The organism is Pseudomonas sp. No.117 (genome assembly GCF_054558395.1).
The window spans coordinates 156,088-173,207 of the sequence record NZ_BAAJNP010000009.1; the positions used below are offsets into that span (position 1 = coordinate 156,088).

General features: G+C 67.3%; 15 protein-coding genes. 5 read left to right on the top strand and 10 right to left on the bottom strand.

Translation table 11 applies throughout. The features are described from left to right. The first annotated feature begins 118 nt into the window (after positions 1 to 118). Together fpr and ACYJP6_RS21715 are read left to right on the top strand one after the other, a co-directional pair. The gene (fpr, locus tag ACYJP6_RS21710; protein WP_058760032.1) at positions 119 to 898 is read left to right on the top strand and encodes a ferredoxin-NADP reductase; all 780 of its coding nucleotides are present in this window, start codon (positions 119 to 121) and stop codon (positions 896 to 898) included. A gap of 137 nt (positions 899 to 1,035) precedes the next feature. Further along, positions 1,036 to 1,722, top strand: coding sequence for a dihydrofolate reductase family protein (locus ACYJP6_RS21715; protein ID WP_459477741.1), 687 nt, complete (start codon positions 1,036 to 1,038; stop codon positions 1,720 to 1,722). Here the strand turns inward: ACYJP6_RS21715 and ACYJP6_RS21720 are convergent. The 6 genes from ACYJP6_RS21720 to ACYJP6_RS21745 form a co-directional block, all read right to left on the bottom strand. Then, positions 1,719 to 3,932 carry a putative bifunctional diguanylate cyclase/phosphodiesterase gene (locus ACYJP6_RS21720; protein WP_459477743.1) on the bottom strand — a complete coding sequence of 738 codons (2,214 nt, stop codon included), beginning with the start codon at positions 3,930 to 3,932 and terminating at the stop codon, positions 1,719 to 1,721. The two genes, ACYJP6_RS21715 and ACYJP6_RS21720, sit on opposite strands and share 4 nt — an antisense overlap. Before the next feature lie 348 nt (positions 3,933 to 4,280). After that, positions 4,281 to 5,657, bottom strand: coding sequence for a nucleotide 5'-monophosphate nucleosidase PpnN (gene ppnN / locus ACYJP6_RS21725; RefSeq protein WP_459477745.1), 1,377 nt, complete (start codon positions 5,655 to 5,657; stop codon positions 4,281 to 4,283). A gap of 119 nt (positions 5,658 to 5,776) precedes the next feature. Next, positions 5,777 to 6,472 carry a tRNA (N6-threonylcarbamoyladenosine(37)-N6)-methyltransferase TrmO gene (gene tsaA, locus ACYJP6_RS21730; RefSeq protein ID WP_459477747.1) on the bottom strand — a complete coding sequence of 232 codons (696 nt, stop codon included), beginning with the start codon at positions 6,470 to 6,472 and terminating at the stop codon, positions 5,777 to 5,779. Positions 6,473 to 6,503: 31 nt separating this feature from the next. Further along, positions 6,504 to 6,776: a hypothetical protein gene (locus ACYJP6_RS21735; protein ID WP_459477749.1), complete on the bottom strand. Its 273-nt coding sequence runs from the start codon at positions 6,774 to 6,776 to the stop codon at positions 6,504 to 6,506. Positions 6,777 to 6,845: 69 nt separating this feature from the next. Further along, positions 6,846 to 7,472, bottom strand: coding sequence for a CatB-related O-acetyltransferase (locus ACYJP6_RS21740; protein WP_459477751.1), 627 nt, complete (start codon positions 7,470 to 7,472; stop codon positions 6,846 to 6,848). A 67-nt stretch (positions 7,473 to 7,539) separates the two neighbouring features. Further along, positions 7,540 to 8,289, bottom strand: coding sequence for a haloacid dehalogenase type II (locus ACYJP6_RS21745; RefSeq protein WP_459477753.1), 750 nt, complete (start codon positions 8,287 to 8,289; stop codon positions 7,540 to 7,542). A gap of 101 nt (positions 8,290 to 8,390) precedes the next feature. Between ACYJP6_RS21745 and ACYJP6_RS21750 the strand changes: the two genes are divergently transcribed. Both ACYJP6_RS21750 and ACYJP6_RS21755 read left to right on the top strand, forming a co-directional pair. Next, a complete protein-coding gene (locus tag ACYJP6_RS21750; protein WP_459477755.1) occupies positions 8,391 to 8,978 on the top strand; it encodes an HAD family hydrolase in 588 nt (195 codons plus the stop codon). Between the two features lie 92 nt (positions 8,979 to 9,070). Next, positions 9,071 to 11,260, top strand: coding sequence for an ATP-binding protein (locus ACYJP6_RS21755; protein WP_459477757.1), 2,190 nt, complete (start codon positions 9,071 to 9,073; stop codon positions 11,258 to 11,260). 3 nt (positions 11,261 to 11,263) lie between these two features. Here ACYJP6_RS21755 and ACYJP6_RS21760 read toward each other — a convergent pair whose 3' ends face one another. The 4 genes from ACYJP6_RS21760 to ACYJP6_RS21775 form a co-directional block, all read right to left on the bottom strand. Further along, a complete protein-coding gene (locus tag ACYJP6_RS21760) occupies positions 11,264 to 12,265 on the bottom strand; it encodes an alpha/beta hydrolase (RefSeq protein ID WP_459477759.1) in 1,002 nt (333 codons plus the stop codon). A 19-nt stretch (positions 12,266 to 12,284) separates the two neighbouring features. Then, entirely contained in the window at positions 12,285 to 13,145 is an 861-nt protein-coding gene (gene ypfJ / locus ACYJP6_RS21765; protein ID WP_459477761.1) for a KPN_02809 family neutral zinc metallopeptidase, read from the bottom strand. A gap of 118 nt (positions 13,146 to 13,263) precedes the next feature. Continuing rightward, positions 13,264 to 14,331, bottom strand: a complete 1,068-nt coding sequence (locus tag ACYJP6_RS21770; RefSeq protein WP_459477763.1) for an NAD(P)-dependent alcohol dehydrogenase — start codon at positions 14,329 to 14,331, stop codon at positions 13,264 to 13,266. Positions 14,332 to 14,556: 225 nt separating this feature from the next. Next, positions 14,557 to 15,489 (bottom strand): LysR family transcriptional regulator, encoded by a 933-nt coding sequence (locus ACYJP6_RS21775; protein ID WP_459477765.1) that lies wholly within the window; start codon positions 15,487 to 15,489, stop codon positions 14,557 to 14,559. Positions 15,490 to 15,654: 165 nt separating this feature from the next. Between ACYJP6_RS21775 and ACYJP6_RS21780 the strand changes: the two genes are divergently transcribed. Then, a complete protein-coding gene (locus tag ACYJP6_RS21780; protein ID WP_459477767.1) occupies positions 15,655 to 16,719 on the top strand; it encodes an SDR family oxidoreductase in 1,065 nt (354 codons plus the stop codon). Positions 16,720 to 17,120 lie beyond the last annotated feature (401 nt).

A 17,120-nucleotide genomic window follows, 5' to 3' on the forward strand; every position in this document is an offset into this window, starting at 1 on the left:
CTGCCTTTTGGATAACCGATATTCGAATTATTCATTTCACGGATATTTTCCCCCTCTATAAACTGTCGCGCAATTTCTATCCAGCCCCGGGCTGTACCGATTTTTCCTGGAGTCATCGATGAGCAACCTGTACACCGAGCGCGTCCTGAGCGTTCATCACTGGAACGACACCCTGTTCAGCTTCAAGACCACCCGTAATCCGGGCCTGCGTTTCGAGAACGGTCAGTTCGTGATGATCGGCCTGGAAACCGAGGGCGGTCGCCCGCTGATGCGTGCCTACAGCATCGCCAGCCCGAACTACGAAGAGCACCTGGAGTTCTTCAGCATCAAGGTGCCGGACGGCCCCCTGACCTCGCGCCTGCAGCACCTCAAGGAAGGCGACAACCTGATGGTCAGCCGCAAGCCCACCGGCACGCTGATCCTCAGTGACCTCAAGCCCGCCAAGCATCTCTACCTGCTGAGCACCGGCACTGGCATGGCGCCCTTCCTGAGCACCATCCAGGACCCGGAGACCTACGAGCGCTTCGAGAAGGTCATCCTGGTCCACGGCGTGCGCTACGTGAACGAGCTGGCCTATGCCGACTTCATCACCAAGACCCTGCCCGAGCACGAGTTCATCGGCGACCTGGTCCGCGAGAAGCTGATCTACTATCCCCTGGTCACCCGTGAGGAATTTCGCAACCAGGGTCGCCAGACCGACCTGATGCGCAGCGGCAAGCTGTTCGAGGACATCGGCCTGCCGCCGATCAATCCCCAGGACGACCGCGCCATGATCTGCGGCAGCCCGAGCATGCTCGACGAGACCAGTGCCGTGCTGAACGAATTCGGCCTGACCATCTCGCCGCGCATGGGCGACCCGGGCGACTACCTGATCGAGCGCGCCTTCGTCGAGAAGTAACGCCGCCAGGCTCCGCGAAAACCCGCCCTCCGGCGGGTTTTTCGTTTCCGCAGGCCGGGGTGCTGAACTCCCCCAGGGGCGGATCGGTCGGTTGCTGGAGGACGTGTCAGGGTGACACGCCACTGCCGGGAGCCCCCATGAAGCCCTATGTGATCTGCCATATGATGTCGTCGGTCGACGGCCACGCGCTCACCGATGGCTGGGAACGTCCGCTCAAGAAGCAGGCCGACGCCACCTACGAGCGCCTGGCCGAGCGCTTCGAGTTCGATGCCTGGGCCTGCGGCCGGGTAACCATGGAAGAGATCGCCCATGGCGAGGGCTATCCCACGGGCGTGGCCCAGGCGCCCATACCCCGTATTCATCACTTCGTCCAGCGCGATGCCGCCAAGTACGCCATCGCCATCGATCCCCAGGGCAAGGTGGCCTGGAAAAAGAACGAGGCCCTGGATTCCCATGTGGTGGCGGTGCTCACCGAGGGAGTGAGCGACGACTACCTGGCCCACCTGCAGAACATCGGCGCCTCCTACGTCTTCGGCGGCCAGCGGGAGCTGGATCTGGCCGCGGTGCTGGAGCTGCTGAATACCGAGCTGGGTATCGAGCGGCTGGTGGTGGAGGGCGGTCCCCATGTCAGCGGCTCCTTCGTCGCCGCCGGGCTGGTGGATGAGATCAGCGTGCTGATCATCCCGCTGGTGGACGGGCGCGGTGCCCACCCGGCGTCCTTCGAGATCGCCGAACAGGCCTGGCAGCAGCCGCTGTATCTCACGCTGGCCTCGGCCGAGGCCCAGGATGACGGCAGCGTCTGGCTACGCTATCGCCAGCGCTAGCCGAGGGCCTTCGCCATGGCCAGGGCGTCGGCTCCGGCCTGTAGCGGACAGACGCCGCTGGCGTAGCACCTTACGACCTCGGCGACCTGCGCCAGGGGCACCGGCCGGCTGATGTGATAGCCCTGGATGAAGTCGCAACCCAGGGCGCAGAGCAGCCGCAGCTGTTCCAGTTGCTCGACGCCCTCTGCGGTGACCTTGAGCTTGAGCGGCCGGGCCATGCCGATGATGGCCTGGACGATCTGGTGATCGGCATTGCCTTCGGCCAGGCCGGTGACGAAGGAGCGGTCGATCTTCACGGTGTCGATGGGCAGGCGCTTGAGATAGGCCAGCGATGAGTAGCCGGTGCCGAAATCGTCGATGGAGACCGCCACGCCCAGGTCGCGGATACGCTGCAGCACCTCGATGGTGGGTTGCACGTTCTTGACCAGGGCATTCTCGGTGACCTCCAGCTCCAGGCGACGGGGCGAGAGGCAGTGGTCGTCAAGCCGCCAGGCGATCTGGGCCGGCAGGGCGTCATTGCTCAGGCTCAGCGCCGAGCAGTTGATGGCGACGCGCAGGTCGGCCAGGCCGGCGGCGGTCAGCTCGGCCAGGTCGCGGCAGGCCCGCTTGAGCACCCAGGCGTCCAGTTCCTCGATGAAGCCGTTGGCCTCGGCGATGCCGAGGAAGAAGTTGGGCGCCAGCAGGCCCAGGCGCGGATGGTCCCAGCGGATCAGCGCCTCGGCCTTGTCCAGGTGGCCGCTGGCGACGTCCAGGATCGGCTGGTAATACAGTTGCAGGCCGCGTTCTTCGGTCAGGGCTTCGCGCAGCTCGGCTTCCAGCTCCAACTGCAGGGAAATCTTCTCGCGCAGGGTCTCGTCGAAGAAGCTGTAGGTGTTGCGGCCGTTGCCCTTGGACAGGTAGAGCGCGAGGTCGGCGCTCTTGAGCAGCTCTTCGCAGCAGCCACCGTCGCGGGGATAGAGGCTGATCCCGATGCTGGTGGTCATCACCAGGGGGCGGCTGCCGATGGTGATGGGATTGCGCAGGCGCTCCAGGATGCGCTGGGCGAGGTGGCGGGCTTCGTCGGCATTGGCCAGGCTGGCCAGGATGCAGAATTCGTCGCCGCCGAAGCGCGCCACCAGGTCGCCTTCGCGCACGGCATCGCGAATGATCTTGGCCATGGCGACCAGCAACTGGTCGCCGGCATCGTGGCCGAGGCTGTCGTTGATGCGCTTGAAATGATCGATGTCGAGAAACATCACCGCCAGGCTGCGGCCCTGCTGGGCGTGGCGGGCGAGGGTCTCGGCGAAGGCCTGGTTGAAGGCGCGTCGGTTGTGCAGGTCGGTGAGGGGGTCGTAGTGCGCTGCCTGTTGCAGCGAGGCCCGGGCCTCGTCGAGCTGGCCGACCAGGGAGTTGACCCGCTCCAGGTCGTGTTCCTTGCGCTGCAGCTGGCGATCCGCCCAGGCCGCGCCCAGGCCGCCCACCACCAGCAGCAGGGCGATGATGGCGATGCCCACACCCAGTTGCCAGGCATTGCTGGCGCCCTGCAGCGTGGTCTCGGTGGCGGTCGGTGCGATCAGCACCATCGACCACATGCCGGTGAAGTGCATGGCCGCGATGGCCAGGCCCATCACCAGGGCGGTGGCCATGCGCAGCCAGCGATAGATGCCGGTGTAGTGGCGCCGGAAGATCTGGATCAGCTGCAGGGCGGCGAAGCTCGCGCCCACGGCGATGGCGATCGACCCCAGGAAGGGCAGCGGCCGATAGAGCACCACGGCTTCGGTGTGCACGGCGGACATGCCGGTGTAGTGCATCAGCACGATGCCCACGCTCAGCACCAGACCGGCCTTGAGCCGCTGCCCCAGGGTGAGGTCGGGCTGACTCAGGGCGGGCATGGCCATGAGGCCGGCGAGCACCACGATCAGCAGCGACGCCAGGGTGATGAAGAGGTCGTAGTGCACCCGGGTGGGCACGGTGTAGGCCAGCATGGCGATGAAGTGCATGCCCCAGACGCCGAAGCCGAAGCTCAGGGCGCCCATCAGGCTCCAGGCCCGCCGGCGCGCCAGGGTGCGGGTCTGGCCGATGCGCTCGGCGAACACCAGGGTGACGTAACAGGCGCTGACCGCGACCAGATAGGCGAGTGCCACCAGCCAGGCATCGTGCTGACCATGCAGGTGCACCTGGTCCTGGGCAAGGGGGGCGACAAGGAACTCGAGTCCCAGCCAGTTATTCATTCCGTAGCCTCGGCAGGAAATCCGGCAGGGCTGGGTGAAGATGGCCCGGCGGGATCTCCGGCCAGGGTGGCTTTCACGACGGCAGCCTGCGCTCTGAGTTTAGCTTGCCTAGCCCTATCGGCGTCGGGAAGAGGGGCTTTAACCGGGACTGGAGCGGTTAGCGCGCAAGGTTTTCCAGACTTAGGGCCGTAGTGGCGAAAGGCATCGGCCTGATCGCCAAGCGAAGCGCTCTAGATAGCTAGCTAGCGACTATTTGATATCAAGGTGCTAGTAAAGATGACCGTTCGTCGATATGGGGTAAGGACGAGCGGTCATCGATTGCCGATAGCGGGCGAAAGGCCCAGGTCGCTAACTCACCACGCGATAGCAGGGCTCGTAGGCGGCGCCGCCCGGCAGCTTCATGCGGTGCTGCTCGACGAAGGCCTGCAGCAAGCGGTCCAGCGGGCGCATGATGTCGGGATCGCCATGGATCTCGTAGGGGCCATGCTCCTCGATCAGCTGGATGCCCTTGGCCTTGACGTTGCCGGCGACGATCCCGGAGAAGGCCCGGCGCAGATTGGCCGCCAATTCGTGGGGTGGCAGGCTGTGGGTCAGTTGCAGCGCGGCCATATTGGCGTGGGTGGGATCGAAGGGGCGTTGGAAGCCTTCCTCGATGCGCAGCAGCCAGTTGAAGTGGAAGGCGTCATGGCGCTCGCGGCGGAACTGCTTGACCGCCTTGAGCCCCTGCGCCATCTGCCGGGCCACCTCGACCGGATCGTTGACCACGATCTGGTAGTGACGCTGGGCGGCTTCGCCCAGGGTGGCGCCGATGAAGGCGTGCAGCTGCTCCAGGTAGGGCGCGGCGCTTTGCGGACCGGTGAGGATCACCGGGAAGGGGATGTCCCGGTTGTCCGGATGCATGAGGATGCCCAGCAGGTAGAGGAATTCCTCCGCCGTACCGGCACCGCCCGGGAAGATGATGATGCCGTGGCCGACGCGGACGAAGGCCTCCAGGCGCTTCTCGATGTCCGGCAGGATCACCAGTTCGTTGACGATGGGATTGGGCGCCTCGGCGGCGATGATGCCCGGCTCGGTGAGGCCCAGGTAGCGCCCGTACTGAATGCGCTGCTTGGCGTGGGCGATGGTGGCGCCCTTCATCGGGCCCTTCATCACCCCCGGGCCGCAGCCGGTGCAGATGTCCAGGCTGCGCAGGCCGAGCTCGTGGCCGACCTTCTTGGTGTACTTGTATTCCTCGGTGCTGATGGAGTGACCGCCCCAGCAGACCACCATCTTGGGCTCCATGCCGGCGCGCAGGGTACGGGCGTTGCGCAGCAGGTGGAAGACGTAGTCGGTGATGCCTTCGGAGCTCTCCAGATCGATGCGCAGGCTGCTCTGCTCGCTCTCGGTGTAGACGATGTCGCGCAGGGCGCTGAACAGCATCTCACGGGTGCTGGCGATCATCTCGCCGTCGACGAAGGCATCGGCCGGGGCGTTGATCAGCTCCAGGCGGACGCCGCGGTCCTGCTGGTGGATGAGGATCTCGAAGTCCTGGTAGGCCTCGAGGATGGTCTTGGCGTTGTCGCTGTGGGCGCCGGTGTTGAGGATGGCCAGGGCGCACTGGCGAAAGAGCTGGTAGAGGTTGCCCGAGCCGGCGGCGCTGAGCTGCTGGACCTCGCGCTGGGAAAGGGTCTCCAGGCTGCCCTTGGGGCTGACCTGAGCGTTGATGACCTGTCTGCTTGGAGCCATAGATGTTTCCCTATCGGTGATACGGCCGAACGGCGACCGTAGCCGGATGCGGATCGCCTCATGCGATCCGGCAAGGTCATTGTTGGGGCCTCGGCTGCCGGAATGCAAACGGGGCGACGTCAGGGCGCTGCGGTCACCTCCAATACCCGGATCTGGTCCGCAGTCGGATAGTGCCAATGCACCTCCACGTCCCACAGCCGCACCCCATAGCGCCGCTCGGGCGCGGGTACCTGATAGGCAGGGCGCGGATCCTGGGCCAGGCACTGCTCGATCAGCGCGGCCAGGGGCTCGCCGAGGCGCTGGCCATGGGCCTCGGCCTGGGCACGCGCCGCGTCCGCCCAGCTCACCCTCAGCGCCGGCGGCGGCGCCGCGGCGATGGCGTTGTGGGCGTCGGCGGGACTGTCGGCGTAGGGCACGTAGGGCTTGATGTCCAGCACCGGGGTGCCATCGAGCAGGTCGATGCCCGAGAGCAGCAGCCGTCCCGGCTCGATGCCATCGAGGCGGACCACCGATTGGCCGATCCCATTGGGTCTATGGGTGGCGCGGGTGGCGAACACCCCCAGGTAGCTATTACCGCCCAGGCGCGGCGGCCGTACCCGCAGCCGCGGCTGGCTCTCCAGCGCCTGATGGAAGAGAAACAGCAGCCAGACATGGCTGACGCCCTCCAGCCCTTCGACCGCTTCGGGGCGGTCGAAGGGCGGCAGCAATTCCAGTACGCCGCGGGCGGCCGGGGCCAGGGCCGGCTGGCGGGGGATGGCGAATTTCTCCTTGAAGCAGGAGCGGACGTGGCCGATGGGGGTGACGCTGTGCTGCATGGGTCTGGGCCGTCTGACGCGGGGCCCGCCATTATGCCCTGCTCGGGCCCTCGGGGAGGGTCGCCGCCGCATCCTCGCTGGCGTTGCGCCGCACGCCACGCAGATTCATCGCCGCCAGGCCCAGCTGCAGCACGATGAGCGCATAGGCCTCGGCCTGCAGGCCCCAGGCGATCCACAGGGCGTTGCTGAGCAGAAACACCCAGAAGCCCAGGTTACGTCGGCCCTGGCGTTGGGAGGCTACCAGCCAGGCGGCGAGCAGGGTGATGGCCATGGCCGGCCATTGCAGCAGATCGAGCAGTTCCATGGATGACCTTCAAAAGAATGACTAATGAAGGGGAGCCTGATCTGGGGCTCCGAGTTCCGGCAGCCGGACTCAGGGCGCCGGATGGCGCGCCCGGGCATAGGCGATGAAGCCGTCGATATCTGCGCTGCACAGGTGTTCGCCGGCGGCGAGGATCTCCGCCTCGGGCCAGTCCCACCAGGCGATGTCGAGCAGCGCCTGGCAGGTGGCCTCGGGAAAGCGCCACTTGATGAAGCGGGCCGGATTGCCGCCCACCACCGCATAGGGCGGCACGTCGCGGGTGACCACGGCACCGGCGGCCACCACGGCGCCATGGCCGATGGTGACGCCGGAGAGGATCAGCGCATCGGTGCAGATCCAGCAGTCGCTGCCGATCACCACGTCGCCGCGGGTTCCGCCGTAGTCGGCGATATGGGACAGGTCGTCGACGAAGGCGGGAAAGGGATAGGTGGTGACCCAGTCCAGCCGGTGCAGGCCGCCGAGCAGGATGCGCACCCCTTCGGCGATGGAGGTGTAGCACCCCAGGCGCAGGGTGGCGCCTTCCTTGAGATCGAACACCCGCGGCGCGCCATAGGTACCGGCGCCGACCTCATAGTCGGGCAGCTCGCGACGCAGGCGCGCGGTGCGCTGGTGCAGGCGGGGCAGGGCGGCCAGGGCCTGGCGTTCACGTTTCTTGCGCAGCTTGTCGAGAAAACCCATGGAAATGCCCTGGCGAAAAGTATCCGGCAGGATACAGAAGCGCCAGGGCGCGCCTCAATCGCCGTATTCAGGCCTCGGCCCGGTCTTCGTCGGCCTGGAGGGGGGACGGCGGCAGGCCCAGCTGGTCGGCCAGGTCCTGCAGGTCGCTGGCTTGCAGATCCCAGTTACCCATGGCGACCTCGCCTCCCGCCGGACCCTTTTCCCGCGGGCGCTGGATGAAGGCGGTGGCCAGGCCCAGTTCCTGGGCGGCCTGCAGGTCGCCATTGTGGGCGGCGCAGAGCATCACCTGCTCGGGTTGCAGGTCAAGCAGGGCGCAGGCGCCCAGGTACACCTCCGCAGCCGGCTTGTAGCGCTGGAACAGGTCGGCACCGAACAGCATGTCCCAGGGCAGGCCGGCATGGCGGGCCATGTCCAGCAGCAGGCTGACGTTGCCATTGGACAGGGCGCACACCGGATAACCCTGGCGCAGTCGCTGCAGGCCCGGCACGGCATCGGGCCAGGGGTCGAGATGGTGCCAACGGCGATTGATCCAGGCCACCTCGGCATCGGTCAGGCCGACCAGGCCGTGGCGCGGCAGCAGTTCGTCCAGCGCCAGGCGGTGGACCTCGTCGAGGGGCAGCCAGGGCAGGGTGCGGGCGGCGATCTGCGGCAGGATGGCCTCGTAGGCTTCGCTGCGCCAGGCATCGGCCAGCCTGGCCCAGTCGGCCTGGACGCCATGCCTGGCCGACAGGCCCTGCAACCCTTCGATCAGACTGCCACGCCAGTCCACCACGGTGCCGAAGACATCGAAAAGTAGCGCCCGAACGGTCGTCGTCATGGGTAGACTCCTTGCTGGTGGTTGTTTCCACCAGACGGAGCGCGGGTGACGAGGGTTCCCCCCGAGTGCCCGGAGGTCACCCCTTGCCGAAGGATCCCTGCATGACATTGCGTCACCTCAGCCACTGGGTATTCGACCTGGATGGCACCCTGACCCTCGCCGTCCATGACTTCGCCGCCATTCGCCGGCACCTGGACATTCCCGCGCAGGCCGACATCCTGCACCACCTGGCCGAGCTGCCGGCGACCGAGCGCGAGGCCAAGCATGCCTGGCTGTTCGCCCACGAGCGGGAACTGGCGGTGGCCGCCAAGCCGGCGCCCGGTGCCGTGGACCTGGTGCGTGGCCTGCACGCCCGTGGCTGCCGCCTGGGCATCCTCACCCGCAATGCCCGTGACCTGGCGCTGCTGACCCTGGCCGCCATCGGCCTGGAAGACTGTTTCGATCCCGGCGCCGTGCTCGGCCGCGACGAGGCGGCACCCAAGCCCGATCCGGGCGGCCTGCTGCGGCTGGCCGACCTGTGGCAGGTGGCACCCGGGAGCCTGGTGATGGTCGGCGATCATCGCTACGACCTGGAGTGTGGCCGGGCGGTGGGCTGTACCACCCTGCAAGTCAACCAGCCCGACGATCCCTGGCCGGCCGCCCGCGACCAGCGCTTCGAAACCTGCGAGGAGATCCTGTCGGCTCTTTGACGCTGGAAAATTAGCCGTTAGGCGTAAAGAGGCTACCGGTTGCCCGGGGCATGGCTAAGATGCTGGCTTTGGATTCATGCCGGGCCAGTCGTATGAGCCTTCCTCGATCTCGCCACGATCATCCCCCTGCCAGCGACCTGCGCCAGTACGAGCGCCAGGCGCTGGAAAGTCTCGCGACCGGTTTGCCGCTGGCCCGGGTACTGCACTCCCTGATGCAGCGGGTGGAGCGCCTCGCCCAGGTGCGGCTGCACGCCTGCATCCTGTTGCTCAGCGATGACGGCCGCTTCCTGGAAGACGGTATCGCCCCGAGCCTGCCGGCGGCCTACAGCCAGGACCTCGGCCGCCTGGAGATCGGTCCCACGGCCGGCTCCTGTGGCACCGCCGCCTATCGGCGCGAGCCGGTCTACGTCGAGGACATCGCCAGCGATCCGCTCTGGGCCGGCGCCCGCGACCTGGCGTTGCGCCACGGCCTGCGTGCCTGCTGGTCGATGCCGATCCTGGCCCTCGATGGCCGGCTGCTGGGGACCTTCGCCAACTACTACCTGGAGCCGCGCCGTCCCTCGGCGGCCGAGCGCGACGCCTTCCGCCTGGTCACCGAGACCGCGGCCCTGGCCATCGAGCGGCATCAGGCGGATCGCCAGCTGCGCGAGAGCGAGGACCACTATCGGCACCTGGTGGAGCTCAATCCGCAATACACCTGGACCTGCGATCCCACCGGGCGCGAGGTGGTCTTCTCGCCGCGCTGGCAGCAGCTGACCGGCCAGGCCGACTTGCGCGCCGAGACCTTCTGGCGGCTGCTGCACCCGGACGACCGCACGGCGACCCGCCAGGCCTGGGCCACCGCGCTCGCCACCGGCCGGGCCTATGACCACGAGCACCGCGTACGGGTGGCGGATGGCAGCCATTGCTGGATGCGCACCCGCGCCTATCCGCGCCAGGACGAGACCGGCGCGGTGATCCGCTGGTACGGCACCACCGAGGACATCGATGATCGCCGCGAGGCCGAGGAGGCCCTGCGCCGCGAGCGCGCCACCCTGGAGGTCCAGGTACAGGCCCGCACCGCCGAACTGGAGGCAGCCAATCGGCAACTGCGCGATGAGATGCACAGTCGTGCCCAGACCGAAGAGCTGCTGCGCCAGGCCCAGAAGATGGAGGCGGTCGGCCAGCTCACCGGCGGCATCGCCCACGATTTCAACAACCTGCTGGCCGGCATCCAGGCCAGCGTGGACCTGCTGCGCCGTCGGCTGGCACCTCAGGCCCTGGCCGAGGTCGGCGGCCTGCTGGAGACCGCTACCCAGTCGGTGAGCCGTGGCGCTAGCCTCACCCATCGCCTGCTGGCCTTCTCCCGGCGGCAGACGCTGCTGCCCCAGGCGGTCGACGTCAGCACCCTGATCGCCGACTTCAAGGAAATCCTCCTGCACAGCCTGGGCCCGCAGATTCGCTGCCAGGTCGACCTGGCGCCGGCGCTCTGGCAGGTCGATGCCGATCCCCATCAGCTGGAAAACGCCCTGCTCAACCTCGCCATCAACAGTCGCGACGCCATGCCGGCGGGGGGAACCCTCACCATCAGCGCGGCCAACTGGGTGCAGCCGGCCTCGGGGTCGGCGCTACCAGCGGGCGACTATCTGCAGATCGCCGTGAGCGACGACGGGATCGGCATGGCGCCCGAGGTGCTGGAGCGCGTCTTCGAGCCCTTCTTCACCACCAAGCCGGTGGGCCAGGGCTCGGGTCTGGGCCTGTCGATGATCTATGGCTTCGTCCAGCAATCCCGCGGCCAGGTGACGGTGACCAGTACGCCTGGCCAGGGGTGTCGGGTGAGCCTGCTGCTGCCACGCCACCCCGGTACTCCGATCCCGGAGCCTGCCACGGTGGCGGTCGCCAAGGCGGCGCGGACGCTGCCCAATGCCCGGGTGTTGCTGGTGGAAGACGATGCGGTGATCCGCGGCCTGCTGGTGCAGCTGTTCGATGAACTGGGCTGGCGCTACCGCGATGCCGTCGATGCCGAGTCGGCCTTGGCGGCCCTGCGTGAGGGCGAAGGCTTCGACCTGCTGATCACCGATGTCGGCCTGCCCGGCCTGAACGGCCGCCTGCTGGCCAACGCGGCCCGCACCCTGCGGCCGAATCTGCCGGTGCTGTTCATCACCGGCTACGTGAACGATGGCGAGCCGCAGTCCTGCCTGGTCGCCGAGGGCATGCAGCTGCTCACCAAGCCGTTCAGCCTCGATACCTTCGTCGGCAAGGTCCAGGGTCTGCTGGGCAGCCGCCCGGTGCTCAGTTCCTGAGGATCAGCCGCCGGTGCCGAACAGGGCCCGGCGGCCTTCCGCCGAGGTGAAGATGGCGTCGCCGTTGTGACCCACGCCGGGCACCTGCACCAGGCGCTGGGGCAGGGCGGCATGACGCCCCTGCAGGTAGTGGTAGTAGTTCAGGCCACGCGCCAGGCGGTAGGGGCCCTGGGCCTCGGCGGCGCAGCTCTTGTCGAGCGCCGGATGGTTGGGATCCATGTCCTTGGCGCCCAGCAGGTAGGTGAGGTCGAGCGCGGCATAGTGCTGCTCCAGCGTCGCCGCGCTGCGTCCCTCGGCATAGGCTGGCAGCCCCTGCATGCCGTATTTCCAGCTATCGAAGTCCGGGCAGGTCGCCGCACCGGCGAAGGGCGCGGGACGGCCTTGGGTATCAGGCCGCTCGGCATCGAAATAGGCATAGGACGACGGATTGGCCACCACGAATCTCAAGCGAATGCCACTGGCCGCCAACGGGCGTTCGCCCTGGCCGAGCACGGCGTAGCGCTGGACCACCTGGCCGCCGCCGGAATGGCCGGCGATCACCACCTCTTGCAGATTGGGCAACAGGCGCCGATCCGCGAGGTGGGCGAGGAGGGCGTCGAATACCGCGAAGCTACTCAAGGGGCTCGGCCCCAGCGCCGGTTCGCCGCCCATCCAGGCATTGCCCTGCCAGCGCAGCAGGTCGTCCGGCAGCCGATGGCGCTTGACGTCCTCTTCGTTGAGGAACTGCGGGGCTATCACCAGGGTGTCGGCGCTGGCGCCCGCCGCCTGGGTAGCGGTTTCACCGGAACGAAAATAGGTCGCGGCGTTGCGCAGCCGGCCATGGACGATCACCAGGGCGCGGCGGATTTCCGGATGCGGTCGGCTCCAGTCGGTGGACAGCTCCAGCGCGGCCTGGGCCGTGCCGATCGGCAGGCGGTCGTCGACGATGCGGGCAACGCCCTCGTGGGGCGCCGCCAGTACGGAGTTGGCAGCCAGGATCAGGCACAGCGCGAACAGGCGACGCATCGACGGACTCCTCGGCAGGTCAGAGCGCCTGCGCAGCGAAGGTGTTGCAGCTCTCCACCTTGCCACTGTCGAAGCCGGTGCGGAACCACTTCACCCGCTGCGCCGAACTGCCATGGGTGAAGGAATCCGGCACCACGCGACCCTGGGCCTGGCGTTGCAGGCGATCGTCGCCGATGGCGTTGGCCGCATTCAAGGCCTTTTCCAGGTCACCCGGGTCGAGCCAGTTCAGGCGCTGCTGGGCGTCGTTGGCCCAGACCCCGGCATAGCAGTCGGCCTGCAGTTCCAGGCGGACCGACAGGCCGGTGGCGCCTTCGGTGGGAATGCCGCGCCGGCGCGCCGCTTCCATCTTGTTGGTGGTGCCGGTGAGGTTCTGCACATGGTGGCCGACCTCGTGGGCGATGACGTAGGCGCGGGCGAAATCGCCGTCGGCGCCGAAGCGCTGCTGCAGTTCCTGGAAGAAGGAGAGGTCGAGGTAGACCTTGCCGTCCACCGGACAATAGAAGGGCCCGCTGGCCGCGGTGGCACCGCCGCAACCGGACTGCACCTGGCCATTGAAGAGCACCAGCTTGGGCGGCTGGTACTGTTCGCCATGGGCCTGGAAGATCCGGGTCCAGGTGTTCTCGGTTTCGCCCAGCACCACGCGGACGAAGTCCACCTGGCTGTTGTCCGCCGGCGCAGTGGTCTGCTGCTGGGTCGGGGCACCCTGGCCGCTGAGGCTGATCAGGTTGCCGAGGATCTGGGTCGGGCTCTGGCCGCTGAGTAGGCCGAACACCACCACCAGGGCCACGCCGCCCAGGCCCAGGCCGCCGCCGATCTTCATGCCGCGTCCGCCGCTGGCCTGTTCCACGTTGTCGCTACGTTGTCCCTTGTCCCACTGCATGGCCGCCGCCTCGTCATTGTCGTCATCGCTAGGACCGCGGACTGCGCCAAAAATGCGTTACCGAAAATGACAACGCCCGCGACGGGCGCGGGCGTTGTCGGCGGAGCGGAGCGCGGGATCAGGCCGCGGTCTGGCCCTGCTTGAGGCTCTGCATGTCGATCACGAAGCGGTACTTCACATCGCTCTTGAGCATGCGCTCGTAGGCGTCGTTGATGTCCTGGATGGCGATCTGCTCGATGTCCGAGACGATGCCGTGCTTGGCGCAGAAGTCCAGCATCTCCTGGGTCTCGCGGATACCGCCGATGAGCGAGCCGGCCAGCTGGCGGCGCTTCATCACCAGGTTGAACACGCTGGGCGCGGGATGCGGCTCGGCGGGTACGCCGACCAGGGTCATGGTGCCGTCCCACTTGAGCAGGGTGAGGAAGGCGTCCAGGTTGTGCGGCGCGGCCACGGTGTTGAGGATGAAGTCGAAGCTGTTCGCGTGGGCGGCCATCTCGTCTTCGTTCTTCGACACCACCACCTCGTCCGCGCCCAGGCGCAGGGCGTCGTCCTTCTTGTTTGCGCTGGTGGTGAAGAGCACCACATGGGCACCCATGGCATGGGCGATCTTCACGCCCATGTGGCCCAGGCCACCGAGGCCGACGATACCGACCTTCTTGCCGGGGCCGACCTTCCAGTGGGCCAGCGGCGAGTAGGTGGTGATGCCGGCGCACAGCAGCGGCGCCACAGCGGCCAGGTTCTCGGTGTGGCTGACCTTGAGCACGAACTTCTCGTTGACCACGATGTGGTCGGAGTAGCCACCCTGGGTGTTCTCACTGCCACCGTAGAGGTTGCCGTTGTAGGTGCCGGTGAAGCCGTTCTCGCAGTAGGACTCCTCGCCGGCGTCACAGGGGGCGCAGTGCTGGCAGCTGTCGACCATGCAGCCGACGCCGACGGTGTCGCCGACCTTGAAGTTCTTCACGTGGGCACCGACCGCGGTCACCTTGCCGACGATCTCGTGGCCGGGTACGGACGGGTACAGGGTGTTGTTCCACTCGTTGCGCGCGGTGTGCAGGTCCGAATGGCAGACGCCGCAGAAGAGGATGTCGATCTGCACGTCGTGGGCACCCGGCTCGCGGCGCTCGAAGGAGAAGGGCGCCAGGGGCTGGTCGGGGGACTGGGCAGCGTAGCCTTGGGCTTGGCTCATGAGATACCTCATCTAGATGGTGGAACGGGGCGGCCAGGTTGGCCCGGCCGAATGACAAACCGTCGATCCTGCGCAGCGCAGGTCCACGGCACCAATCAATCGTCTCGATAATCGTCATGCCGCCCATCGATGGAACTCGGGCGGCCAGAGATACGATGGGTTACGACTAGGCTTGCGGCGGCTATGTTCCCGCACCGTTCCGTCTACGCTGTGCAGCCGACGTTCTCAGCGCGCCAGCCGTGGCGCCACCGTGGGCAGCAGCCGGGTGGCCAGGTGGTCGAGCAGCAGCCGCACCCGCGGCAGGGTCTCCCGGCTGCGCGGCCAGACCAGGTTGATCGGCAGGCCGTCGACCGCGCAGTCGGGCAGGACGTCCACCAGCGCGCCGCTGGCGAGGTGCTCGGCGATCAGCCAGGTGGGTAGCTGGGCGATGCCATGCCCGGCCAGGGCGGCCAGCACCTCGCCTTCGCCGTCACCCACCACCAGCCGCGGCTGGAACACCCAGCGCTCGCTCTCTCCCGGCTGCTCGCCGCGCAGGTGCCAGGGGCTGACCAGGCCATCGGCCTGGCGAAAGCCGATGCAGAGATGATCGGCGAGGTCGCCAGGACGCTGCGGTCGTCCCTGCCGCGCGAGATAGGCGGGGGCGGCGCAGAACACCTGGCGCTGGGTGCCCAGGTAGCGATGCCCCAGGCTGGCCGGCCAGGCGTCGGAGCCGCCGATACGCACCAGGATGTCGATGCCCTCATGGACGGGATCGACGAAGCGATCAGCGAAGGACAGATCCGGTTGCAGCAGCGGATAGCGCTGTAGCAGCTCCAGGATCACCGGCAGCACATGCAGGCGGCCATAGGCGGCGGGCAGGTCGATGCGGACCCGACCATGGGGTTCGCCCTCCTGGGTGGTCAGGCCCAGCTCGGCCTGCTCCAGCTCGGCCAGTACCGCCGTACAGGTGCGGTAGAAACTGGTGCCGGCCTCGGTCAGGCTCAGCCGTCGGGTGGTGCGCTGGAACAGCCGGACCCCCAGGCGGCCCTCCAGCCGAGCCACGCTCTTGCCGATGGCCGAGGCCGTGAGGTTGAGGCGTTCGCCGGCGGCGGTGAAGCTGCCCAGGTCGGCCACGGTGACGAAGACGTCGAGCCCCTTGAGGCGTTCGGAGGAATACAAGAGCGGCTCCCGATTGCGGAATCTGATTCCCGTGAAAGGGGAATTTATACCTAGGATACGCCGTTAATTCTCCAATAGGCTGGAATCAACCCTGAGATAAGGCACTCCCTTATCTACAGCGCCTGCGACCGCCGCAGGCCATCTATCACCCCTATTGGAGGTTTCATGCGCAAGGGCACCGCTCTCATCGTCGGCGTCACCGGCATTTCCGGCTATAACCTGGCCCTCACCCTGGTCGCCTCCGGCTGGACCGTCTATGGCCTGGCGCGAAAGCCGGTGGAGCAGGAGGGCGTCATCCCGGTGGCCGCCGATCTGCTGGACGCCGAGTCCACCCGCCAGGCCCTGGCCGGACTGCCGATCAGTCACGTGTTCTTCTGCACCTGGACCCGCCGCGCCACCGAGAAGGAAAACGTCGAGGCCAACGGCGCCATGATGGACAACCTCTGCCAGGCCCTGGACGGTGCGCCGCTGCAGCACCTGGCGCTGGTCACCGGCACCAAGCACTACCTGGGTTCCTTCGAGGAATACGGCAGTGGCAAGGCCGAGACCCCCTTCCGCGAAAGCGAGCCGCGCCAGGCGGGCGCCAACTTCTACTACACCCTGGAAGACATCCTCTTCGCTGCCGCCGAGCGCCATGGCTTCGGCTGGAGCGTGCACCGCTCGCACAGCATGATCGGCCAGGCCAAGGGCACCAACGCCATGAACATGGGCCTGACCCTGGCGGTCTACGCCTCGCTGTGCAAGGCCACCGGCCAGCCCTTCGTCTTCCCCGGCTCCCGTACCCAGTGGGATGGCATTACCGACGTCACCGACGCCGGCCTGCTGGCCGAGCAACTGGAGTGGGCCGCACTGGCCCCGGCGGCGCGCAACCAGGCGTTCAATACCGTCAATGGCGACGTCTTCCGCTGGCGCTGGCTGTGGGGCGAAATCGCCGCCTTCTTCGACCTGGAGCCGGCACCCTATCCCGAGCAGCCCATGCCGCTGGAAGCCCGGCTGAAGGATGTCGCGCCGGCGCAGTGGCGCAAGCTGGCCGAGGAGCATGGCCTGGTGGAAGCCGACGTCGACAAGCTCGCCTCCTGGTGGCACAGCGACGCCGACCTGGGCCGTGAAATCGAATGCCTCAACGACATGACCAAGAGCCGCGACCTGGGCTTCTTCGGCTATCGCGACACCCGGGCGAGCTTTCTCGATCTGTTCACCCGGCTGCGCGCGCAACGCCTGATTCCCTGAGGCGAGTACCCGGGCTCGAAATAGCCCGTGGCCCTTGGCCGATCGCGCGGGCACCTCTGGATCACATACTAGGGTTCGACGATCCGGCCAGCTGCCACGCGCAAGAGGTGCCCAGGGTCTTCCGGGGCGCCGCTGACGGCACTGCGCACGATATGTCCCGCAGCCCTTGATCCTCTGAAGAAGGTCACCAGGGGCTGCGTGCTGCTCGGCCCTGCCGGGCTGAGGTAGTGGTGGCTACCAACGTGGTACCTCGAGGCAGCTGACGATCCTGCGGAGGCTGAAGCAGGAGAGGCTGGTGCGTCGCCAGGTCCAGGCCAGACCGCGCCGAGGTTGAATACGCCCGATCGACCTTGGCTATGGTTCTTGCAGCCACCACAACCACTCGTCTACCGGGCCGACAT